Source organism: Rickettsia endosymbiont of Halotydeus destructor (genome assembly GCF_049278075.1).
In the GTDB taxonomy this organism is placed as follows: Bacteria; Pseudomonadota; Alphaproteobacteria; order Rickettsiales; family Rickettsiaceae; genus Rickettsia.
This window is the reverse complement of the sequence record NZ_JAPNPB010000005.1, coordinates 61,253-84,043: the sequence shown is the minus strand read 5'-3', so window position 1 is coordinate 84,043 and position 22,791 is coordinate 61,253. Positions and strand designations below refer to the sequence as shown.

Genomic DNA, 22,791 nt, shown 5'->3' with positions numbered 1-22,791 from the left:
TCTTAAGTAAACTCTGCGCTCAGTAAAACCACTATTTATTACTAATCTACTAACGAATTTAGCTTATTTTTACCCCTTATTAAATAAGATAACTCAAATAATAATTTTATTACTATAATCTTAAAATCTTAATAATACATTGACAATATCTTAATATTTCTTTATAGTGCGCTTTACATCTCAATACTTTCTTAAAATATTAACTATTTTTGCTTTTCATATTCAAATCTTTGTCAATAGTGCAAATATGGAAAAGTAAATCATCAATTATTTTATTAACTATAAAACATAGATTTGAATATGAAAATAACTTATGAATTTTTTAAGTCTTTACAGTCTTTGCTTAATAAGCCTAATTGGCAAGAACCGTTAATAACAAGATTGGAGCAGATTGTTCTAGAGCTTACTTTAGTACAAAATCGTAACAACGAAAAAGCTCAGGGATTTCTTAAAAAGATAGCAGCCACAAAAAATGAAAAAGCAAAAGATACAATTACTAAACAATATAATGATTTTATACAAATTGGCGCTCCTAAGTCAGAACAAAATTTAAAAAATGAGCAAATTCAATTACAAAAGTGTTTAGAAAATAACAGTTATAAAATTGGTATAGCTCCATTAGATACTATAGAGCATGCTAAATTCTTACTTGCTAATATTCATGTTTTAGATTTACCCGAAGTAAATAAAGACACAGCTGAAGCATTTAAAAATACGCTACGTGAAAATTTCCATAAGCTAGCTGATGAGGAGGTTTTTCGAGCAGCGACGAGTCGCAAGAGTAAATTTGATGATTGCAATGACAATGTATTAAAAAAAATTATAAATAACCAAAAAGTAGAGTTAAAAGACTTTGAGGATGAGATAGAACCAATTGATGAAAATGAAGAGGAGAATAACGCATTTATTCAAATAACACAACATTTGATAAAACAGTTAAATATATTAGATAATGAAGTAGTGAAAGAAGTTGTAACTACTATAAATTTTATAAGTAATTTCTATGAAAGCAATTTTGTAAGTAATACTTTTGCCTTTAACCTTGCACAATATTTTAATAATCCAGAAGATTTACATAATTTTTTAACCACTATTGATTTCTCTACGCCGCAATCAGCAGAAGCCGGTATATTATTGATCCCTATTGAGTCGATTCACTTAAGCGAGCTTACAAAAGAAGAAAGAGATTTATGGCATACAATTAACGGTAAATACGGTAAAGAGGGTATAAAGTTGTTTGCTAAGGCTCTTGATATCAAAAATGCCGGCATACAAATAATTGAGCTATACAATGAAAATAATTCTGACTTAAATCAAACATTTAAAGCTCTAAAAGAAACAGCTAAAAACATAAAATTTGCACAGGAAGATTCATATCCAGAACTTGCTAAATTATGTCACAAATATAATTATTCTGAAGATATTTTTACTAGAATAATTGATAAAATACTACCGAATGTTAAACAGCAAGATGATCATCTCCCTGATATAAAATTTAACATACAAGCAAAGGGAGAAACTTATACTTTTAGTAAATTACCGGCAGGCGACTTAAGAGGATTATTTTTAGGAAAAATGACTCAATGCTGTCAATTTATTGGCGGTGACTCTGAGAAATGCGTGATAGACGGCTTTACTAAAGATACAGCAGGTTTTTACATTCTTACCGATTCTAAAGGCAAAATTATGGCTCAATCTTATGCTTGGCTTGGAGTCAATGAGGAAGGCAGAGAAGTGTTAATGCTTGACTCTTTTGAACATTTACCCGAAGGAAAAAAATTATTTCTTCCATTCTTATCAAAATTAACCGAAGCAATACAAAATGATAACTTAATGGAAATATATTTAGGCAGCGGCGGGAAAACTCCTCGTTTATCAGCCTCTACAGAGAATATTATTACACCGAAGGATGGAAGTTTATTTCAATATTCTGATTCTAAAAGTGCTTATAAAATTGCAGGAAAGCTAGAACTTGGAACACTTGATAATTTTGAAAAAATACCTACCTATAACAATTTTGATGAATTTTTTGAATTTAATCGTACAAAAGCAGCTAATAATTTACAGAATCAGTATAGTGACTTATTTGAAGGATTAAATTACGCAAATCTAGGCAATATTAATTTATATGCAGCAGCACTTAATAAATTGTTATCTCAAAATAAATTAATAGCAAAAGAGATGAATAGTTTTATAAAAAGCTTAGAATCATTTGGAGGAACTAAAATAATTAATATTCTTTGTAATAATGAATTAGTTAATTTTGAAACCAGATTGGACGTTATCTCGCAAATATTTAAAAAATATCCAGGTAATAATGATAAAATTCAATATATGCTTTACGCTTTTCAAAATATTAATAAATCACTTATAGAAGAAATAGGGCTAGATAAATTATTAGAAGCCGGGGAAAAATGCACAAATTTAATTTTTTTACTAACAAATCCAACTAACTCTTTATCATTTAAAAAACAATTTGAAATCATTACTAAAATACCTGATGAATTTCAAAATGATTATAATAAACTCTCTACTATTCTTTTTAAATGTTCTAATATAGGAGAAGAAATTTTAAATCAATTAGATATAGAGAAGGTAATAAATTTTTGCTCTCAAGAAACGAGTCTACCATTAAGTTGGTACAAGACAGGAATTCTCTCTTCAAACCAACAATTAGATAATATAAAAGCTAGTTTATTAAAATATAATTCAAACATTTTAGATAATCCAGACGAAACAAATATTTTAGGAAAAATCTTTAGTGAAGATGAAGGCGGCTATTAGTGAAACAACAAAAGAAATATTCTTTCGCTTAGAAGGGAAATATTTTATCAAAAGGGTTGTGGGTAACCACGGTACTGGTGAAGGAATAGCATATTTTTTAAAAGCTGGAGCTAATAATTTGCTATATAAAGAAGAATTAGAAATTAATTACAATAATATAGCAGGCAAAATATCTGCGGTTAAAGAATATCGATATGCTTTTGGAGATAATAAAATTATCAAATATTTTAATTCCAAAGAAAATAGTAATTTATTTTATCAGTTAAACTTTATCGAGAGCTTACCTTTAAAAGCTCTCGGCACTTATTTGTGTAATCGGGATCGATATGAAGCTACCTATACTTTTCTTAACTCAAATTCTTTTATACTAAATTATCAAATTCTAGGACCGGAAAAGGATTATAATATTATCACCGATTTTAAAAGAATTACATAATCAAAAACTCAAGAATTATACCCCCCCTCTTCATCTCCCATTAATAAAAATTCATCGATTGTATTAAGTAAATTATTTGCTTCCTGCTCCATTAATATTTTTAAAATCTTATTGCTATCATTTTCTATATTCTCCTCGCCCATTTTTCTTTTACAAGGATTAGGAAATGAAATCTTTAAAGATTTAGCAGCATTATTGTTGCTATTGGTAATATCTCTGAGAATTTTACTATCCTTTACATCCTTAGGAAGCGGATTAGCAGTAACATACTCCGGTACTTCAATATTATACCATTCTTTTATTTTCTCACATAATATTGTCAAAATCTCCGGCAAAGCCTGCTCAATATCAGCGGCTAATTTTTTTTGCGTTTGTAGTAAAAAACTCTCAAGCTTATGTAATGTTTCTTCAAATATACAATATGTTACTTCTATTAGGTCTTTAATATCTTCTGTAAATATATTTTTTTTAAGAAGATTTTCTTTAGCAAGATTTAAATACTGCTCCGGCCTTTTTCCAAAATTAGGTATTAAATTATTTAAGCTTTCTTTTAGCGCAGTTAACAAATTATGAGGACAATTTTCTATTTTATCTATCTCACCTAAAAAATCTTGTAATTCTTTAATACTTATATGTTCTATTTCTTTTTTCTTAATAATTTTTGTTAAAGCTACTCCATTATATACTTCTGCCAAACAATTTAGCTTATTATTTCCTATTACTCCCGTAAGCCATTCAATTAAAATATTTCCTTCTCTTTTAAGCAATAAATCGCTTTTTTTCACGTTAGTTATATCGTAATCCATAATATGGGTATTAGGTAATTTCTTATCATTATCCTTAGCTACTCCTCTTGCTTGAGAAACGGCAGTTTTTGCCGACATGGGAAAAAATTTCTCATATTTTAAATATTTTTCATCCTTGACGATTAGTTCAAGAAACATCGGTGCAGTAAATAACGTGGCATTATTTCTTTGCATTTCAACAATAAATAACAAATGAGCTAATTGTTCAGCAAAATTATTTAAGCCTTGGGTTATTTCTAGCTCTTCAATATTAATTTCTTTATTTTGGATTATATTAAAAATACATTTTACCATAGCACTTCTATATAAAGCATTTTGAGGTATTTTTTGCAATATTTCTTTATAATTACCAAAACCAAATATTTCAGTTTGAACATTCCCAGTATGATAATGTATTACATGAATATCAGTAAAAGAATCTAATTGGGAATTACTTATGTTATAAATACTAGAAGAGCTATGCTTATCCGTTTCTACTACAGTTAAATATTTTATTTTATTTTTATTATTTCGATTAACTACTTTAGAACAGGATAGAATTTCATTGGAATTACTATTTTCTATGTCAATATTTAATGGATTTTTATATAATGGCTTTAAATTAATTTTAGCGGTTTGCAGCTCTTTAAGTAATATTTTTCTTACATCAACTATTTTGATACTTGACTTTAAAGTAAATATTTCTGGAATAGGAGTTTTTTTATTAAATACAAAATCAAATAATTGAATATAATCTTCATCTGCGGGATTATTTTCTTTATTATCGTCAGTAAATAATTGAGTTAGCTTTTTATTAAAAGCAGTTTTAATATCAATTAATATTTTCTTATAAGTATTTTCATTTAAATTTAGTTTTTGTCCTTTAATTTTTTGATAAATACTATTAATAGCTGGACTTCCACATAATCTATCGGCTAAATTATGTAATATTAATCCTAAATTTTCTTTAAGCTCAGCAGCACTATTTACACCTTTTATATTTAATATATTAGTTAATAAATAATTATTATAACTTATTTTAGTAATATTTTTTATTACATTATTTTCTTTCTCATCGTCAGAACTATCTATATATAAGTATTTTTTTTTCATTCGTTTATCAATATTATAAATGATTTGTTATTCGTCAAAATAATGTAAAGCTTCACAACAACCTATAAAGCTTAAGGCAAAATCACCGTGAAAATCTGCATATGCTTTTTTTTCAATACAATGCAAATCAAACTCTCTAGCTGAAATTCCGGTAACTCCAATAGCACAATTAATTATTGCTAGAGCAGTTATAATATCGTCACTCGATATACATTCAAATAACTTGGTTTTTACATACTCAATTTTTTTCTTATCATTAGAAAAATTTTCTAATTCAGATTCCATTTGGGGTTTTATTTCAGCAATTTTAGGTCCTACTAACTCAAGGTCATAATCTAACATATTATTCTCATTTACTTTATTTTCTTCAATAACTACTAACTACATACTAAATAATTAATATTTAATCAAGGATTGTTTTAATTAATAATTTATTTTTTAATATTGACTTGAAAATAAATTTAACTAAAATCTCATAGGGAGTAGCTGCAAGGCTGCTTCTGGGGTGTCACGGCTCTAAATGTAACAAGCGGTAATCATACGTTATATGATTAATCCTCGACTCACTATGGTCGGGGAGATGATAGTACATGTTCAGGGCTTATAGTTTTCACTATAAGCCTAAAAACTATCGTAGCTGTACTTGTTAACGGTTCTGTGAACTTCCCGACCACCCAAAGGGCTTTTAGCTTGGTTCTCTGGTGGTCAAAACTCATTTTATTTTTAAGTTCAGCCTGGAAGTTCATATAATTTAGCTTTACGAAAATCATCGACAAAATCCAATAATGCTATAATATCTTTCCTGCTCATCTTTCCTTTATAAATCTATCTTTGTTCTATAAAAATATGCAGCTAGCACAATGCACACTTGAAATTGATTTAGCAAAAATAAAAGCTAATTATCGTATTTTACGTAATATCTGCACGACTTCGGCAGTGGGAGCGGCCGTTAAAGCAAATAGCTATGGACTTGGAGCAAATGAAGTTTCTAAGGCATTAGAAGAAGAAAATTGTCGATTTTTCTTCGTTGCTTCAAACGAGGAAGGAATAAATCTACGAAAAACGTTAAATAACAACTCAAATATTTTGGTCCTTAACGGTGTTTCTCAAAATGATGCTGCAGAATTTGTTGAATATAATTTAATACCAGTACTTAATAACCTAGAGCAAATTAAAATATGGCGACAATTTGCTAAAGCTCGTAATCAGTTATTACCGTGTTTTCTGCATTTTAATACTGGCATAAATCGCTTGGGCCTTTCGAGTAATGAAATAGAAAATATAATCAATAATCGTAATTTACTAGAAGGCTTACAGTTACAATATATTATAAGTCATTTAGCCGCTTCTGAAGAAGCCGATAACCCTTATAATTTTGAGCAACTAACAAAATTTAAAAGCTATTTACAACATTTTCCTGACATAAAAACAAGTTTAGCTAACTCAGGTGCTATATTTCTAGGTAAAGATTACCATTTTGATTTAGTCAGACCTGGGATGGCTTTATATGGTCTTAATCCTTTAGGTGAAGGTAAACCGAATCCAATGCAAAACCCTGTTACTCTTACGGCACCGATAATACATTTACAAAAATTGACAGCAGGTAGCCCGATCGGTTATAATAGAACATTTACGACTAAACGGGATAGCATAATTGCCACGTTACCGCTTGGTTATGCGGACGGTTATAGCCGAAATTTTAGTAACTGCGGAGAGGTAGTTATTAACGGTTATGTTGCTCCGGTAGTAGGACGTATATCGATGGATTTAGTTAATATTGATGTTACCAATCTACCGCATTCACAAATTTTTCTAGGTCAAAAAGTAGAGATAATAGGGAATTATTGTACTCCAGATAAAATAGCGAATATTATTGGCACTATTGGATATGAAATATTAACTAGTCTTGGTAACAGATATAAAAGAGTATATACTCGATGAACTTCAAAAATTGCCTAGCCTTCGCCAATTTGATTTTGATAGCGAATTTTGTAAAGCTCGTCTTTACGCATGTATTATTTATACACTTGCGCAGACTCGCTTTAAAATTCATCTATCAAAATCAAATTGTTCTTGGCTTTTGTCGTCTTATAAGATCGCAGGTAGCCACGTATTAAGTATACGCTGTGCTCCGAGGGCTTATAGACTCCTTGCTCTTTTTGAAGTTGATCTTCGTATATCAATTATCCATTTCACAGGAGTGAATAAAAATGATACTTAATATAGCCAACTTAATTGGTAAACGCACTATCGATATAGCAAGAAATATTGGAGCTTTTTCATTGTTTAGCTTCGCAGCAGTTAGTAGTATAGTTAGACCCCCTATCTATTTCAGTTTAATTTACCGTCAATTATTATTTATCGGTTTCTATTCTTTGCCGGTTGTCGCAATGACTACTTTTTTCTCCGGTGCAGTGCTTGCTTTACAAAGCTACACCGGCTTTTCACGTTTTTCTGCCGAAAGCTCAATTGCAACGGTAGTAGTGTTATCTTTAACCAGAGAACTTGGCCCTGTTCTTGCCGGTCTTATGGTTGCTGGTCGCGTAGGTGCTTCAATTGCTGCTGAAATTGCTACGATGCGAGTCACCGAACAAGTAGATGCTCTATATACTTTATCTACTAATCCTATTAAATATTTAGTATTTCCAAGAGTAATAGCGGCAGTTATCACCTTACCGTGCTTAGTATTAATCGGTGACATAGTCGGCGTAATGGGCGGTTATTTAGTAGGAGTATATAAACTTAATTTCAACAGCATAAGCTATTTAACTAACACCTTTCAATATTTAGAATCAATTGACGTAATCTCGGGGTTAGTTAAAGCAGGAGTTTTCGGCCTTATTATTTCCATAGTAAGTTGCTATAGCGGCTATTATTCCGATAAAGGGGCTAAAGGCGTTGGGATGGCAACCACCTTGGCCGTAGTAAACTCTTCTATTCTCATTTTGATTAGTAATTATTTAATCACCGAATTATTTTTCAAGGTATAAAATCCTGTCATTGCGAGGAGCGTAGCGACGCGGCAATCCGTAATCCCAACCGTCATTGTAAGTGACTGTAAGGAGCGCGGTAATCTAATTAATGACTATATTTTCTAGATTGCCGCGTCGCCCTGGCGGCTCCTCGCAATGACAGGGGCGGCGGCCCTCCTCGCAATGACGTTTGAGTATCTTCGCAATGACATTCGAGTATCCTTGCAATAACTACTTAATATTTTCATGTCATGGCAATAGTCATAACATATATAGAGTTTGCTCCTGCCTTACGTAAAATCTTGCTGCACTCGTAAATAGTAGTACCGGTAGTTATTACATCATCAATTAATAAAATTTTTTGTTTAGCAATCTCATATTTTTTATTAAATTTAATACTATTTTTAATATTATTTACTCTTTGCTTTTTTGATAAAAATGTTTGCGATTTCGTCCATTTTGCTTTGATTAATGTATCGGCTTTTATATTTTTACCAGTTATTTTGGCAATTTCCTGTGCTAAAATATGAGCAGGGTTATACATTCGCAGCAATCTTTTAAATCTATTCATTGGTACCGGTACGATTAAATCAATATTCTCAATTTCTTTGGCGTATCTATTACATAATAGCTTTGCAAAAGTCTTGGCAAATACGGTTTTATCTTGATATTTAAATTGATGAATTATTTTTTTACTATATTCATTGAATTTAAGTAAACTACGAGCCAGATCATAATTTGGTTTATTATGATAACAGCGTGTACAACAAAAATTTTCTAAAATTGCGATTTCTAGCTTACGTCCGCAGGAAGAACAATAAGGCTTTGCAATAAAATCAAGCTTACCCCAACAACTAGAGCAAAACTCCCCCTTACTATTTAATATTTCTGAACATGCCAAACACCTGGACGGTAAAATATAATCTATTAAGTAGTTATAAAACTTTGTTATCGTCAAATTAACCTCGTGACGATTCATTATGCTTGCTATGAGACGGAGCAGCAGGAGTAGTGGACGGAGCAGAGATACTCGATTTATACGCCGTAACGTTACCATGTGTTAAACTTTCTTGCATATGCTGTGCTTGTTCTTTTACTTTTTCTTTAACAATTTCAGGTGATTTAACTTTACCAAGTTCAGGGGAAGCAGCAGGAGCTGGAGATTTAATATCCTGGTTTTTTTTATCCGAACCATATAATTCTTTTAAATCACCAAATTGTGATTCAACAAAATAACCGGCTCCGGCTTTTACTGCCGATTTAACTTTTTCATAATTAGTTTTTTCAGGTGGAGGTAAAAATTCCTGCCTTTCTGCAACTTTTGCTCTCGTAACATTAAAATGTTCTCTTAGCTGCTGCTCACTTAATTTATCAATTGTAGGGGTAGTTGTTAAAAATTCTTCTAATGCTTTGGTATCTATTTTTGCTTGCCTTTCTTTTTCAAGTAAGTCTTTCGTATTTTCATAATTTCCTATCGATGTTTTTAAGTTATTTATTTGATTTTTTTTATCTTTTTGTTGCTCCATACGTACTAATTTTGCATCTGCTTCACCTAAGATATTCACTCCTCCACCAATAACACCTGCCGCCACCCCAGCTATAATACCACCTGCAGAGCTTGCTTGTGCAACTAAAGCTGTAATCTCTAAGGTAGTATCTCGTACTGCTTTTAAAATCTCTCTAGTTCTCGTAGTATTTAATTTTTCAGGTTCAGCTTTTTCTTGATAAATTTTAGGTAATTTAGTATCTAGAAAATTTTTAAGTGCAGGGCTACCTTTTGCTTTATCTTTTTGAGTACTAACTACTAAATTTACTTGCTTTACATAATTAGCTTTAATATTTTCTAAGGTTTCTTTCTTTCTATCTAAGCGTTTATCTGCTCTTACTTCTAGAGTTTCTTTTCCAACATTATAAGCAACCGCTGATAAAGAGAGTGCAGCAAGACCCAGCCCTATAGGAGTAGGATTAAGAGCTAACGATACCATGACGCCGCCAATTCTGGCTGTACGTCTTACCGCTTTACTACCTAACGTTTTATATGTTTTCTTTAGTACATTTGCTGTAGTTTCACCGCCTGGTAAAGTTCTGATTTTATTTAATGCCTTATCAGCTAAACCCGCGCTAGGTGGACCTTTTTCTTTAATTTTTGCACCTTGCTGAAGCTTATCAATTGGATCATAAGCTTTTGCTACTTTTTCTCCTACATTAATTACTCCCTCTACTATATGAACAGGATTATGGGTAACAGCAACTTTGCTTACCCCCTTTACTATTTCTACTGCTGCAGCGCCTGTAGCAAGGCCTGCACGAGCCGCTCTAGCGCCATAAAGTGTTGCATCCTCTTTCAGTGTTCTTTTTTCTGCTGGCTTATTTTTTTGCGATTGCTGTTCCTGTTGTATTTCAGAAAGACTAATTGGCGTCTGCTCCTGGTCTGATTTAGAGTTTAATATAGTAACATTTTCAGGAGTATTTATAGAGGCTTTAAGTGTCTTATTGCTCTCTTTTGCATTTTCTGCTCCTTCCACAGGCGTATTAATAGATGATTTACTGCTTAAATTTTTCTTACTCATAAATACACTCTTGAATTTTTGAAAAACGTATTGGGGTCATACCGTGGCTTGATCACGTTATGACAAGAGAAAGTATCACCTCTCACCCATAGCATATTTTGTTATCAAATTTTTAATTGGTTTTAAGTTATCGATAGCCTTAAAACCTAAACGCCGTAAATACCATAAATTCTTAGAATAATTTGAAAAAATATTATTTAGCTCATCGGTAATTTTATACATAATAAAATTATCATTTTGTCTTAATTTTTGATATTGCTGCAAAATTTCTGCTTTTATTCCCTCAACATTTATCAGTTGTGTTAAAGTTTCAATATCTTTTATTCCTTGGTTTAGTCCTTGACCGGCAAGGGGATGGATAATATGAGCACTATCGGCAATAAGCACTATGCGATTATGAAAATACCTACTCGCTAAACGAGCTTTTAACGGAAAAGCAGAAATTTCACTATCAATAGTAATTTTGCCTAAAGACTTTCCACAATTTCTTTGTACTAAATATTCAAATTCTTCAGCAGATAAATTTTGCAGTAAAGACGCCTGCCTAGCACTAGTAGACCATATTACTGAAGAGCTATTTTGATTTTTTAATGGCAGAAGAGCAAAAGGACCAAGTGGCAAAAAATGCTCCATAGCACAATTATCATGCTTTATTTCATGCTTAATATCAAAGGTTAGTGCCGTTTGATAAGATTCTGCTATTTCATCACTAAAATAATATGAGCGAACTTTTGAATGATATCCGTCACACACTATTAATAAGTCACAAATAATCTGCTTATTATTATCCAGGGTCATAACAGAGTGGGCGGGCTTGCTTTCTACTTTTTTATATTCACATTCATCGATTAAGTTAATTAAAGAATTCTCTTTTATTTTTGTTACGAGGATTTTTTTAAACTCACTATTTTTTACTACATATCCAAGAGGAGCTGATAGCTCGTTGATGTCATTCCCGCGAAGGCAGGAATCTAGCTCGTCATGCTGAACTTGTTTCAGCATCTTATTTTTAATAGATCCTGAAATAAATTCAGGATGACCAGAAGCTTTTTCTGGATTCCCGCCTACGCGGGAATGACATCGTAGCTTATTTCTCAAATGTAGTATCTCTAGCGCTTTATTGTCAATTACATAAACATCCTGCATTTCAGCCGCTAAATTTTCTAGCTCTGACCATATTTCAAGATTATTCAAAAAATTTTGAGAATATGGAGTTATCGCCGTAGTTCTTATATCACTATAGAAATTATTTGCCGTAAGGGATTTACTTTCGATAATAGTAGTTTTAATACCGATTTTTGCCATCGATAATGCTGTAAGCATGCCGCTTAAGCCGCTTCCCAATATTATAACATGTGCTATGTCTACAACCATTTTTAAGTCTGATTAGATTGATGTAAAAAATATTTTAAATAAGCGTTATTTGCTATAAAGCTTAGAAAAAAATAAATAAGTGCAATATCTAAGTAAGAGCTATTTCTTAAATACGTTCCACAAAAACAAATTAATAATGTTGTAATGCTTGTAAAGCTATTTAGCACTAACAGCTGAGTAAAAGTATCTATTGCCCTAATGAAAAGATAAGTCATTAAGCAAATAAACAGAAAAAGAATAATTAAACAAATATTAAGCATAAAACAATATTATGTCATTCCCGCACTAGGTGAGGAATCCAGAAAAATTAACAATAAAACCGTCATTGCGAGGAGCGTAGCGACGCGGCAATCTAAAAAATAATAACAACTTCGTCATTGAGAGTGAAGCGAAGCAATCTAATTTCATAAGATTGCCGCGCTCCTTTTAGTCGCTCGCAATGACAGAGAGCTATTCTGGATTGCCACGTCGGGACTTTGTCCCTCCTCGCAATGACGTTGGAGGTATACACGGAACAACGCTACGCGGGAATGACATACTGTACCTTTTATCAAGTCACGTAATCACAAAACCTCTTACACTAACATAATCGGTTATAATATTGTAAACTTCAATAAATTTATAATTAAAGTTCAGTTATTTTTTTAAGAAGGTTGATTATTTGTTCATTCTACAATAAAATCCTATAAAATTTAATCACAAATTACTATGCACAATACGGATGTTATAATAATCGGCGCCGGCCCGGTGGGATTATTTGCTATTTTTCAAGCTGGCATGCTCGGTATGAAATGTCACGTTATAGACTCGCAAGAAATAATAGGTGGGCAATGTATTACCCTTTACCCGGAAAAGCCGATATATGACATACCCGCATATCCTAAAATTATGGCAGCAGAGTTAATAAAACAACTGGAATTACAAGCAGCTCCATTTAATCCAATATATCATCTTAACCAGCAAGCTATAAAATTAAAAGAACAAGACGGAATTTTCGAGGTTACAACTTCAAAAGGTGTTACCATCAAAGGTAAAGTTATTATTATCGCCGCTGGTTGCGGCTCCTTTGGACCAAACAAACCACCTTTAGCAGATATTGAAAAATTTGAGAATAAATCGGTATTTTATTTTATAAATAACCGCAGTAACTTTCAAGATAAAGAAATAGTCATAGCCGGCGGCGGCGATTCAGCTGTTGATTGGGCTATCTCACTTTCCGAAATCGCTAAAAAAATATATCTGGTACATAGGCGTGATAAATTTAGAGCAGCAAATGAAAGTTTAAGGCAGTTAAAAAATCTAGCAGATAGCAGTAAAATCGAGCTAGTTATCGGCTACCAACTCGACTCCCTGCAAGGAAATGACGGAATACTTGAAAATGTCGGCGTAAAAGATTTGCATGGCAACACTCGTTTATTACCAACTAATATTTTATTGCCGTTTTTTGGACTGAAGCAAGAACTCGGACCTATTAGCAACTGGGGTTTAAACATTAATTTGCATCATATTGAAGTAGAACCGCCATATTTCCAAACTAATATTCCAAATATTTACGCAATCGGCGATATTGCTCACTATCCCGGTAAGCTTAAATTAATTCTTACTGGTTTTGCAGAAGCAGCGAGCAGCCTTCATCATGCTTATAGCCGTGTATTTGATGGAAAAGCTTTACATTTTGAGTATTCTACCACTAAATTTTCGACGAAAGAGTAAAAAATAGTGACTAACATAATTGACGGAAAGTTCTTGGCTAGTAAAATACTCGCAGAATTAAAATTAGAAATTGAGGTAGTTAAAAACAAAACCGGTATTTCCCCGAAGCTTGCCATTATATTAATAGGTAATAATCCAGCGAGTACTATATATGTACAAAATAAAATAAAAACTGCAACTAAAATAGCTATTGATACTTTGCAATTAAATTTACCCACGACAATAAATACGGATGAGTTAATAAAAAAAATTAACGAGTTAAATCAAGATACTAGTATTTCAGGGATTATCGTCCAATTACCCTTGCCTTCTCATATAGATAAAGATAGTATTTTATCAGCAGTAGCGCCTCATAAAGATGTCGACGGTTTTCATCCTTTAAATGTCGGTTATTTACATAGCGGATTAAATATAGGCTTCATACCCTGCACTGCTCTTGGTTGCCTTGAAGTAATTAAGCACTATGAGAAAAATTTAATAGGTAAAAATGCTATGATTGTAGGACGTTCAAACATAGTAGGGAAACCTCTTGCCGCTTTATTATTAAAAGAGAATTGCACGGTTACTATTTGCCACTCTCAAACACAAAAGTTAAGTTCTATAACTTCTAAAGCTGATATAGTAGTAGCCGCAATAGGCTCACCCTTACACTTAACAACAGAATATTTTAATTCAAATGCCCTGGTAATTGACGTAGGAATTACCAGATTACTGAATAATAAAATAGTCGGGGATGTTGATTTTGAAAACGTTAAAGATAAAGTAAAATACATTACTCCAGTCCCTGGCGGAATCGGCCCCATGACTATTGCTTTTTTACTAAAGAACACTGTAAAAGCAATGAAACAACAACACACAACAATATGACTCAAAAAAAACCGATAATCGGTATTACGCCAGATCTAGCTAATAATTGTGAAAAATATACTTATGCTGCTTTTCCCTGGTATGCTCTACGTAAAAATTATACTGATGCAATAATTCGTGCTGGCGGCGTACCTTTACTTTTACCTTATCAGGATAGCACTATCATAAATGACTTAATGACAATTATTGATGGGATAGTTATCCCGGGCGGTGATGAAGACATTCATCCTAAATTTTATGAACCAGAATACGCCGACGAAATAGTTGTTGCTAATGATGAACGTGACGAGTTTGAAATGCTGGTTTTGAAAAAGTCACTAGAGAAAAATATTCCTATTTTAGGAATATGTAGAGGAATGCAGCTATTAAACGTCGCCTTTGGTGGTAATCTTATTAAACACATACCGGATTATATAAAAAATAATGGTCAAAATATAATAATTAATCACGAACAGCCAAGCCCAAAAAATATAGTTTCACATTCAATTATTATTGAGGCAGGCACTAAACTTGCCACGATAGCAAATAATAAAACGCAAATAATGGTTAACTCAACCCATCATCAGGCTGTTAATCGGGTTGGTAGCGGGCTTATAATATCAGCCAAGGCCGAAGACGGAATAATCGAAGGAATTGAACTAACAACACGTAAATTCGTCATAGGCGTCCAATGGCACCCCGAATATTTAAACGATAACGATATAGATTTAAATCTATTTAAAGAGCTTGTTAAAGCAAGTAGTTAGATTATTGCGTGGATAATTAAAGCGTGCTCGATGTCATTCCTGCGAAAGCAGGAATCCAGAAAATGCTTTTTAAGTCATCCTGAATTTATTTCAGGATGACTTAAAATATAGATGCTGAAACAAGTTCAGCATGACAAAGTAAAGCCTAAATTCTCGTTTTCACGGAAATGACGTAGAATTATAAAAATAAACCTCATGAATTCATATAAAATTTCTCATGATTTTTCCTTTTTAGAAATGGTCGCTAAATCTATTATTGATAAATTCGGTGACCAGGATTTGAGAAAGCGGTTAATTATATTACCGAATAATCTTGCTTGCATAGAGCTGCAAAAAATCTTAACGCTTAAATATAAAATAATAGTTTTACCGACCATTCTACCCTTTGCAGCTATTATCTCAGAGAAAAAAGATACTCAAGAAAACTATAAAGCTATAACTACCTTAGAGGAAAAACTTATCATTACGGAAATAATTAGTAATTATGACAAATTAAAATTTAGCGTAAATGAAGCTTTAAATGCGGCGGAGCTTTTAAGTAAATTATTCAACGAACTAATAAGTAATAATATTGCTATACACTCTATTGAAACTTATAACAATTCTAAATATTGGCAAACAATTTATAAATTTTTGGAATATGGATTTGAGCAATGGCAAACGAAAATAACAGAGACAGGGAAACAAAGCAGAGCTGCCTATAAGCTAGCAATATTGGAAGAAGAAATAACAAAAATAAAAGATACTAATAGAGATGTAATAATAGCGGGACTATTTGCTACAGATCCTATTATAAAAAAGTTCCTGGAAGAATTAGCTCCCCTCCCCTCTGTTTCTATAATCAATCCTGAAGTAAGCTTTCCTAGCTCCACTATTTCCACTGCTAGTATATATTCGGCAGAACCCTTAAATATCTACGAAGAAGCCGAGCAAGTAGCTTTAATATGCCAGAAAAACGCCCATAAAAAAATCGCAATTATTGTTAATAACCAAAAAGCTAAAGAAATATATTGTAACTTTTTGCTTAAATATTCGTTGGTACAGCTAAATTCAAAAAGCTTCAGGCAAGATGAATTTAAGGAAGAGTCTGCGCAGCGTACTATAGTACGTGAGCACAGACGAAGGCCGAAAAATTCGCTTGTATCAAGCTTTTTGAATGACGCTGTATTTAATGATTTACTCGGTAATGACCTAGCAACTACTAATATTAGTCAAATACTTATTACAATTACTAAAATATTATGTAATGATTTCGATTTAAAAACATTATTTTTATTGCTAAAAAACCCTTTAATAATTTCCCCGGATATTCAAAAATTAGAAATAATATTATTAAATAAAAATCGCTTTATTTCATCATCATCGCATTTGTTATTGATAGTGGAAGCAACAACGGATGAGGAACTAATAGCTTATTGCCGAGAATTGATTAATATTTTATACGGAGTTAAAGTTTATACTAGTCAGGATATTTTAAAAACTACTCGTGAAATTGCTGAAAAGCTTTATCCTAATATTTGGCAAGAAGAAGGAGGAGCAGAAATATTAGAATTTTTGGATAATCTAGCAAATTTCAGCCAATATATTAGCCTTAAAAGAAAACAAGATTTCCCCAGACTGCTTTTCTCTTTAATATCTAATATGCGTTACTTCAACAATAATGATGAGGCTAATATCCTAATCGGTACAGCTGAAGATTTGGCTTTATTAAAATTTGATCTGGTGTTATTGCCAAATTTCAATGATGAGAACTGGCCGCCTCCCGTTCCTATTCATCCCTGGCTTAGCAAAGAAGCTAAAAAACAGTTGAAAATAGATTATGAAGAAATTTCTTCTACTTTATCTTTATATTATTTTTATTTGTTTTTAAATAATAAACAGGTGATTATATTACGTGCTAAAAAACAAAACGGTAAATCTACGATACCGTCTAATTTTTTCCTAAAATTACAGCTTATTTTAGGAGAGAATTTACGACCTTTAGAATCTATAAAAAGCCTGGATTCCCGCCTTCGCGGGAATGACATAACTAGCTATTCAGGAGCTTATAGCAATAATTTTCCAGAAATATTATCGGTAACCGATACAGAAACATTAATCCGTAGTCCTTATAGTTTTTATGCTAAAAAAATTCTAAATTTGCGTAAAAAAGATATGATTTGGGAAGAACCTAAAATAGCGGATTTCGGGAATTTTATTCATAAAGTGCTAGAGAAATATTCAAAAAATTACGCTCAGTATGGCGATCACGATATAAAGGAAAAACAACAAAATTTAATAAATATCGGTAATAATATTTTACAAAATATATCTCTCCCAGGATATACTAAAAAGACTTGGCAAATAAAACTTCTGCCGATTGCTAAAGCTTTTATTTTATTTGACGATGAGCGAAGAAAAAATTGTCAAAATATCTATTTTGAGCTTAAAGGAGAGTTGCAATTAAATATTGCAGGGCAGAATATAAAAATTATTGGCATAGCTGACCGAATTGAAATTAACTATTTAAATCAAATAACTATTCTTGATTATAAGACCGGTGCAATCCCGACTAAAAAAGAAATTGAATCTGGGCTATCACCGCAACTTATTATTGAAGCTTTAATGATATTAGAAAACGGCTTTATCATAAATGCTCCCCAAGATGATATATACTCAAATGATCCTTTAAATTGGAATGTAAAACAAGGGGTGAGCACGCGCAGCCTAGACAGGCTAGGTGAGCATGCGAATCCCCCGAAATTTTGCAGAGCCAATTTGGAGGAGCAGAAGAGTGTAACCATTGCTTATGTGAAAATTTCTTCCTCAGCGCCTTATATCGAACTAACAGAAATAAAGTTAAACCAGGAAAACTTAAAACATTACAAGCAAGGATTAATATCCTTACTCGAACATTACATTACCAACAAATTCTTTCCCTATAATATAGATTTATCTAAATATAACGATTATTTGCATTTAAAAAGAATGATATAGAATAGTATATGTCATACCGTGGCGGCATTGCTGCATGGATCAAAAATTAACCTTTATGTCATTCCCGCGAAAGCGGGAATCCAGAAAAAGCAAGCTTTTAATTTTAAAATCTAATACGTTTAATTATTAATTACTAGATTCCTGCTTTCGCAGGAATGACATAATCTAGCCACGCAACAACGCCCACCGTGGCAGCATTGCTGTATGGATCCCCAAAGAATAGAACTTTTTAAGAAAAATCAGGCGAATTACCGGAAAATAAAACTTCCCACCCTACTTCAATATGATCAGGATTACTTATATTATTATATTTAACTAAATCCGGAATAGGAGTACCATAATTTTGTGCAATTTCTGATAAAGTATCCCCCACTTTCACAGTATAACTTACTTTTACCTTATTCCCTGGATAAATTTTATCAGGGTTAGATTTAAACTGTTCATTATTTGGAATAGTTAGTAGTTGATTAACTGTTAAACCATTTTTTGTAGCAATACCCGATAAAGTATCTCTTGATTTCACTGTATAAATTTTAGCTTCACGATTTGGCATATTGGCTCCTAAATAAATATAAGTCGTATTATATAAATACAGTATCAACCTTTTATCTATACATCAAGAATAATATTCATTGCGAGGAGCCAATAATAATTGAATATCTAAATATTTAGCATATAGCTTTTTGTAATATATCATTAAGCCTTTTCGAAAAAGCTCCGCTATCTGCAACAGGTTCGCCTTCTAAAATACAGGCTTGATCAAATATTAGTTTAACTAACTCTTCGTTATCTTTATTATTTGCTTTCAAATCTTTAAAGATTTTTTCGATGATTTTATTTTTAGGATTTAATTCTAAATTTTTGGCTGAGGAATTAAGAATTTGCTTTTGCTCAATCAAAAACCTCTCCATACGTATATCCATAGCCGAGTCACTAACTGCAAGACAAGCAGGACTTGAGGTAAGTTTTCGTGAAATTTTTACTTCTTTTACTAACTCACCTAATATCTCTTTGAAATAATTAGTCAATTCTTTATATTCATCATTAGATTTTTTAACGTCTTTCTTGCCTTCTGCAGTTTCTTCGGTTTTCTCTATATCTATATCGCTTCTGGTAGCCGATTTAATAGCATAATCTTTATAGTTATTATTAACATTAACCCAAAAATCGTCCACTGTGTCCGTAAATAGTAAAACATCGATATTTTTACTTAACAATCCTTCAATTTGTGGACTTGAAAGAAGTTTTTCAGGGTTATCACCACTAAGATAATATATTGTGTTCTGTCCTTCTTTAAAATTCGCTATATATTCGTCTAAACTAATCATTTTATTATGCAAGGCACTTCTAAATATACAAACTTCTAGTAATTTTTCATGGTCACTAGTAGCTTCACAAAGCCCTTCTTTTAAAGCGCCCCCGAAATTAGTCCAAAAGTTACTATACTCTTTAGGTGATTCTTCTTTCTTTTTCTTCAGTTCCCCAAGCACACGCTTAGTAATAGCGTTTTTAATCTTCTCAAGAGTACTATTATGCTGCAAAGACTCACGGCTAATATTTAGCGGCAAATCTTCTGAATCAACAACACCACGTAAGAATCTTAAATATGACGGGATCAAATCAATATTTTCATCAGAAATAAATACTCTTTTGATGTATAATTTAACTCGTCTTTTGCGATCAGGATGGAATAAATCAAAGGTTTTAGTCGAAGGAATAAATAGCAAATTAGTAAACTCTATCGCTCCTTCATTTTTGTTATGTAGGGTAAGCCAGGGCTCATCAACGGAGTAAGATAAACTCTTATAAAACTCTTTATATTGGTCTTCAGTAATTTCTGATTTAGGCCTTGTCCATAAAGCTGACGCGGAGTTTAACTGAATTTCGTTATTACCTGCTTCATCAAAAAAATATATCGGTACCGCTATATGGTCGGAATAGCTTTTAACAATGTGCTTTAATCTGAAATGATCAAGATAATTATCTTCCTCTTTTTTAACATGCAAAATTATTTCTGTACCTCTAGTAAATTCTCTATCGGAATCCGCTACAACATACTCCCCTAACCCGTCAGATTCCCAGCTATAAACTTTATCTTCGCCGGCTTTTCTTGAAGTAACGGTAATTTTGTCCGCTACCATAAAACCGGAATAAAATCCGACGCCGAACTGTCCAATCAACATATTATCTTTCTTAGCGTCTCCGGAAAGGCTTTGTAGGAAATTTGCCGTACCAGATTTTGCAATAGTTCCGAGATTCTCGATTAAATCTTCTTTATTCATCCCAATGCCGTTATCACGGATAATAATTTGCCCATTATCTTTATTAACTTTAACAGTGATTTTTAAGACATTGTCTTCCCCTAGAAGCCCCGCCTCACTCTGCGATAAATATCTTAGCTTATCACACGCATCCGAAGCGTTAGAAATCAATTCTCTTATAAAAATTTCTTTATTACTATAAAGAGAATGAATCATTAAATTTAAAATTTTACCAACCTCGGTATCAAATTTCTTTTTTTCTTGTGTCATATTAAAATCCATAGTTGTGAACTTCTTTATATATAGGGTTTTAAAATCAAATTTAAATAGTCTTGCTCGATATTTTTTATTAATAAAGTTTTTAAATTACTTGTTTGCCCTTTGATAATTTCTAAATTATTCCTTTCAATCCGCCATTCTTTTGCTAAATAATTTATGATTTCCTCGTTAGCCTTCCCTTTCTCAGGACTAGCTTTTATAGATAATTTCAAATATAACTTATCATTTACGGTTATCAAATCATTAACCGCATTAGCTTTTGCGCTTGCTTTAACTTTAAGATTTAAAAAAGCTGATTTTAGTAAAGAATTGTAAGTAAAAATTTCCAGCATAAATATTTTAATTTTAGCATTGCTATATTTTATATCAAAGAATACTTGAAAAATAAAAGCTAAACTGTTATAAGATTAACAATATTTCGGCACCCTTAGCTCAGCTGGATAGAGCAACGGATTTCTAATCCGTAGGTCAGAGGTTCGAATCCTTTAGGGTGCGCCAGTCATTATTTTTAGGCAATTTTACGAACATATCGAACAGAGAACGCAGAGAGTAACCAAGTTTTGAGCCTTTCAGTTCCAGGTTCGAAAACACTAAATTTATAAGTTTCCTTTTTTCTTCAATTTTTGAACCTTTGAATGTTTCAAGGGCGTTAGTAGCTAGTTCCACTAAGGAAATCAGCGTTTTTGCGAAACTATCGTCAGCCTTGTGCTGACTTTGAACTTCCTTAATAATATCCTCCTGCCTTTTCGTTAATTACTCTCGCTTTTCTTCATAATCTGATTTCTCTATATTATTATCAAGAAACAAATCCGTAAGCTTATCCATACGGTTTTATTTTTGTATGCTCACTATGTAATTCGCTGATACGACGCTTATGGTAGTCCTTTTCTGCGTTAGATGATAATTTTATATATTTTAACTTTTTTAAATAATTCCGGTTCTAAACACATTGAAGCAAAAACTTTTTCTTCTTCCACGTAAAAAAGTCAGGGGTAATTTATCTCTACCCTTTTAATTTTTCTACTGCTTATAATCCTCTATATATTCATACCTTCCTTAAATCAATCTCAATTCATTTATTCATACTTCTAATTAAATTTCTATTTTAACAAAATATTAAAAATTATAGAATTTAATAAGGGTAGGAATATGCAAGAATTAATAGAATTTCTAGAAAAAAGAGGCTTGAAAGAAAAAGCTGATAATTTAAGGAATGGTGATATTTCGCTTAATCTTAATGGTAGGCAAATAGACGAGAGTGGAGCAAAGTATATAGTTGAGTTCTTAAATTACAATAAGGGATTAGTCAAAAAACTAGCTGTATTAATAAGTTGTTACTTTTCCAAGAAAAATCAAAACATAGATTATAGTTTTAAAATTTTAACAGCTAATAAATTTTATAAAGTAGTTAACAAACCGTTACTAAAAAAATCTCTAGAGGATAAAAAAACTACGGATATTGAATTTAAATTAAAGGAGGTCGATGACTTTATCGAAGAAAAAGCTTTTACTATTGCTAATGTGTGTAAAAATATAAAGCCTGATAAGTATATCGCTGATGGGGGAAAACATATATCACACTTACCTATTGAAGTAATAAATCATATTGTATCTTATCTAGACCACGACCCTTGGGGCTTGAACGTTAAAACTAGTTTGACAGAGGAAAAAATTAATACTAATCATTATGAGCTTATTTTAGCTGAGCTTATTTTAGCTGGATTAATAAGCGTATGGTGGTGGTAGCTAATTTTAATTAAATACGGAGAGGGACAATTTGCCCCTCTCTTGGGTGGTTTTTATTAAAGAAATTTAAGTTAATTAGCAATGTGATTGATATCTGTAGGCAGATAAACAACAACTACTCATAGCCGGTAAATATGTCGATAATCGTCCACCAGGGCGGGCCGCTTGC

General features: G+C 32.0%; 17 protein-coding genes, 1 tRNA gene and 1 pseudogene. 10 read left to right on the top strand and 9 right to left on the bottom strand.

Translation table 11 applies throughout. From position 1 onward, the window contains the following. Nucleotides 1-300 precede the first annotated feature (300 nt). Nucleotides 301-2,784 carry a hypothetical protein gene (locus OTR29_RS05510; RefSeq protein ID WP_422229816.1) on the top strand — a complete coding sequence of 828 codons (2,484 nt, stop codon included), beginning with the start codon at nucleotides 301-303 and terminating at the stop codon, nucleotides 2,782-2,784. Beyond that, complete coding sequence (locus tag OTR29_RS05505) at nucleotides 2,768-3,220, top strand: DUF6314 family protein (RefSeq protein WP_422229814.1); 453 nt, start codon at nucleotides 2,768-2,770, stop codon at nucleotides 3,218-3,220. Before OTR29_RS05510 ends, OTR29_RS05505 begins: the two co-directional genes overlap by 17 nt. Before the next feature lie 8 nt (nucleotides 3,221-3,228). On the opposite strand, the gene OTR29_RS05500 is transcribed toward OTR29_RS05505, so the two are convergent. Both OTR29_RS05500 and OTR29_RS05495 read right to left on the bottom strand, forming a co-directional pair. Further along, on the bottom strand, nucleotides 3,229-5,118 hold the full coding sequence (locus tag OTR29_RS05500) for a hypothetical protein (RefSeq protein WP_422229812.1): 1,890 nt from the start codon (nucleotides 5,116-5,118) through the stop codon (nucleotides 3,229-3,231). Nucleotides 5,119-5,145: 27 nt separating this feature from the next. Beyond that, the gene (locus OTR29_RS05495; protein ID WP_422229810.1) at nucleotides 5,146-5,460 is read right to left on the bottom strand and encodes a hypothetical protein; all 315 of its coding nucleotides are present in this window, start codon (nucleotides 5,458-5,460) and stop codon (nucleotides 5,146-5,148) included. Nucleotides 5,461-5,964: 504 nt separating this feature from the next. On the opposite strand from OTR29_RS05495, the gene OTR29_RS05490 reads away from it, so the two are divergent. After that, complete coding sequence (locus tag OTR29_RS05490; RefSeq protein ID WP_422229808.1) at nucleotides 5,965-7,059, top strand: alanine racemase; 1,095 nt, start codon at nucleotides 5,965-5,967, stop codon at nucleotides 7,057-7,059. Between the two features lie 269 nt (nucleotides 7,060-7,328). Beyond that, a complete protein-coding gene (locus tag OTR29_RS05485) occupies nucleotides 7,329-8,108 on the top strand; it encodes an MlaE family ABC transporter permease (protein WP_422229806.1) in 780 nt (259 codons plus the stop codon). A 226-nt stretch (nucleotides 8,109-8,334) separates the two neighbouring features. Here the strand turns inward: OTR29_RS05485 and OTR29_RS05480 are convergent, their stop codons facing one another. The 4 genes and pseudogenes from OTR29_RS05480 to OTR29_RS05465 all read right to left on the bottom strand — a co-directional run bounded on the left by OTR29_RS05480 (nucleotide 8,335) and on the right by OTR29_RS05465 (nucleotide 12,294). Next, nucleotides 8,335-9,048 (bottom strand): ComF family protein, encoded by a 714-nt coding sequence (locus OTR29_RS05480; RefSeq protein WP_422229804.1) that lies wholly within the window; start codon nucleotides 9,046-9,048, stop codon nucleotides 8,335-8,337. Between the two features lie 892 nt (nucleotides 9,049-9,940). After that, nucleotides 9,941-10,234 (bottom strand): annotated as a pseudogene (locus OTR29_RS05475) (hypothetical protein); the annotation flags it as partial. Nucleotides 10,235-10,735: 501 nt separating this feature from the next. Continuing rightward, the gene (locus OTR29_RS05470; protein WP_422229802.1) at nucleotides 10,736-12,034 is read right to left on the bottom strand and encodes an FAD-dependent monooxygenase; all 1,299 of its coding nucleotides are present in this window, start codon (nucleotides 12,032-12,034) and stop codon (nucleotides 10,736-10,738) included. Nucleotides 12,035-12,036: 2 nt separating this feature from the next. Further along, entirely contained in the window at nucleotides 12,037-12,294 is a 258-nt protein-coding gene (locus OTR29_RS05465; protein WP_422229800.1) for a monovalent cation/H+ antiporter complex subunit F, read from the bottom strand. A 448-nt stretch (nucleotides 12,295-12,742) separates the two neighbouring features. Here OTR29_RS05465 and OTR29_RS05460 point away from each other — a divergent pair, with 448 nt between their 5' ends. The 4 genes from OTR29_RS05460 to OTR29_RS05445 all read left to right on the top strand — a co-directional run bounded on the left by OTR29_RS05460 (nucleotide 12,743) and on the right by OTR29_RS05445 (nucleotide 18,336). Continuing rightward, nucleotides 12,743-13,747 carry an NAD(P)/FAD-dependent oxidoreductase gene (locus OTR29_RS05460; protein WP_422229798.1) on the top strand — a complete coding sequence of 335 codons (1,005 nt, stop codon included), beginning with the start codon at nucleotides 12,743-12,745 and terminating at the stop codon, nucleotides 13,745-13,747. A 6-nt stretch (nucleotides 13,748-13,753) separates the two neighbouring features. After that, nucleotides 13,754-14,614 carry a tetrahydrofolate dehydrogenase/cyclohydrolase catalytic domain-containing protein gene (locus OTR29_RS05455; RefSeq protein WP_422229796.1) on the top strand — a complete coding sequence of 287 codons (861 nt, stop codon included), beginning with the start codon at nucleotides 13,754-13,756 and terminating at the stop codon, nucleotides 14,612-14,614. Next, nucleotides 14,611-15,360, top strand: a complete 750-nt coding sequence (locus OTR29_RS05450) for a gamma-glutamyl-gamma-aminobutyrate hydrolase family protein (protein WP_422229795.1) — start codon at nucleotides 14,611-14,613, stop codon at nucleotides 15,358-15,360. Before OTR29_RS05455 ends, OTR29_RS05450 begins: the two co-directional genes overlap by 4 nt. 195 nt (nucleotides 15,361-15,555) lie before the next feature. Beyond that, a complete protein-coding gene (locus OTR29_RS05445) occupies nucleotides 15,556-18,336 on the top strand; it encodes a palindromic element RPE3 domain-containing protein (protein WP_422229793.1) in 2,781 nt (926 codons plus the stop codon). A gap of 229 nt (nucleotides 18,337-18,565) precedes the next feature. On the opposite strand, the gene OTR29_RS05440 is transcribed toward OTR29_RS05445, so the two are convergent. The 3 genes from OTR29_RS05440 to OTR29_RS05430 form a co-directional block, all read right to left on the bottom strand. Next, a complete protein-coding gene (locus OTR29_RS05440) occupies nucleotides 18,566-18,889 on the bottom strand; it encodes a LysM peptidoglycan-binding domain-containing protein (RefSeq protein ID WP_422229791.1) in 324 nt (107 codons plus the stop codon). Between the two features lie 115 nt (nucleotides 18,890-19,004). Then, on the bottom strand, nucleotides 19,005-20,867 hold the full coding sequence (htpG, locus tag OTR29_RS05435) for a molecular chaperone HtpG (protein ID WP_422229789.1): 1,863 nt from the start codon (nucleotides 20,865-20,867) through the stop codon (nucleotides 19,005-19,007). Nucleotides 20,868-20,893: 26 nt separating this feature from the next. Then, entirely contained in the window at nucleotides 20,894-21,208 is a 315-nt protein-coding gene (locus OTR29_RS05430) for an A1G_07140 family DUF167 domain protein (RefSeq protein WP_422229787.1), read from the bottom strand. A gap of 89 nt (nucleotides 21,209-21,297) precedes the next feature. Between OTR29_RS05430 and OTR29_RS05425 the strand changes: the two genes are divergently transcribed. Together OTR29_RS05425 and OTR29_RS05420 are read left to right on the top strand one after the other, a co-directional pair. Beyond that, nucleotides 21,298-21,374: transfer RNA gene (locus tag OTR29_RS05425), tRNA-Arg, on the top strand. Between the two features lie 651 nt (nucleotides 21,375-22,025). After that, complete coding sequence (locus tag OTR29_RS05420; protein WP_422229785.1) at nucleotides 22,026-22,622, top strand: hypothetical protein; 597 nt, start codon at nucleotides 22,026-22,028, stop codon at nucleotides 22,620-22,622. Nucleotides 22,623-22,791 lie beyond the last annotated feature (169 nt).

Excerpts from the sequence above, each read along its gene's own strand:
- OTR29_RS05510 (WP_422229816.1), top strand. The coding sequence starts at position 301 with ATGAAAATAACTTATGAATTTTTTAAGTCTTTACAGTCTTTGCTTAAT.
- OTR29_RS05505 (WP_422229814.1), top strand. The coding sequence starts at position 2,768 with ATGAAGGCGGCTATTAGTGAAACAACAAAAGAAATATTCTTTCGCTTA.
- OTR29_RS05500 (WP_422229812.1), bottom strand. The coding sequence starts at position 5,118 with ATGAAAAAAAAATACTTATATATAGATAGTTCTGACGATGAGAAAGAA.
- OTR29_RS05495 (WP_422229810.1), bottom strand. The coding sequence starts at position 5,460 with ATGTTAGATTATGACCTTGAGTTAGTAGGACCTAAAATTGCTGAAATA.
- OTR29_RS05490 (WP_422229808.1), top strand. The coding sequence starts at position 5,965 with ATGCAGCTAGCACAATGCACACTTGAAATTGATTTAGCAAAAATAAAA.
- OTR29_RS05485 (WP_422229806.1), top strand. The coding sequence starts at position 7,329 with ATGATACTTAATATAGCCAACTTAATTGGTAAACGCACTATCGATATA.
- OTR29_RS05470 (WP_422229802.1), bottom strand. The coding sequence starts at position 12,034 with ATGGTTGTAGACATAGCACATGTTATAATATTGGGAAGCGGCTTAAGC.
- OTR29_RS05465 (WP_422229800.1), bottom strand. The coding sequence starts at position 12,294 with ATGCTTAATATTTGTTTAATTATTCTTTTTCTGTTTATTTGCTTAATG.
- OTR29_RS05460 (WP_422229798.1), top strand. The coding sequence starts at position 12,743 with ATGCACAATACGGATGTTATAATAATCGGCGCCGGCCCGGTGGGATTA.
- OTR29_RS05450 (WP_422229795.1), top strand. The coding sequence starts at position 14,611 with ATGACTCAAAAAAAACCGATAATCGGTATTACGCCAGATCTAGCTAAT.
- OTR29_RS05445 (WP_422229793.1), top strand. The coding sequence starts at position 15,556 with ATGAATTCATATAAAATTTCTCATGATTTTTCCTTTTTAGAAATGGTC.
- OTR29_RS05440 (WP_422229791.1), bottom strand. The coding sequence starts at position 18,889 with ATGCCAAATCGTGAAGCTAAAATTTATACAGTGAAATCAAGAGATACT.
- htpG (WP_422229789.1), bottom strand. The coding sequence starts at position 20,867 with ATGACACAAGAAAAAAAGAAATTTGATACCGAGGTTGGTAAAATTTTA.
- OTR29_RS05430 (WP_422229787.1), bottom strand. The coding sequence starts at position 21,208 with ATGCTGGAAATTTTTACTTACAATTCTTTACTAAAATCAGCTTTTTTA.
- OTR29_RS05420 (WP_422229785.1), top strand. The coding sequence starts at position 22,026 with ATGCAAGAATTAATAGAATTTCTAGAAAAAAGAGGCTTGAAAGAAAAA.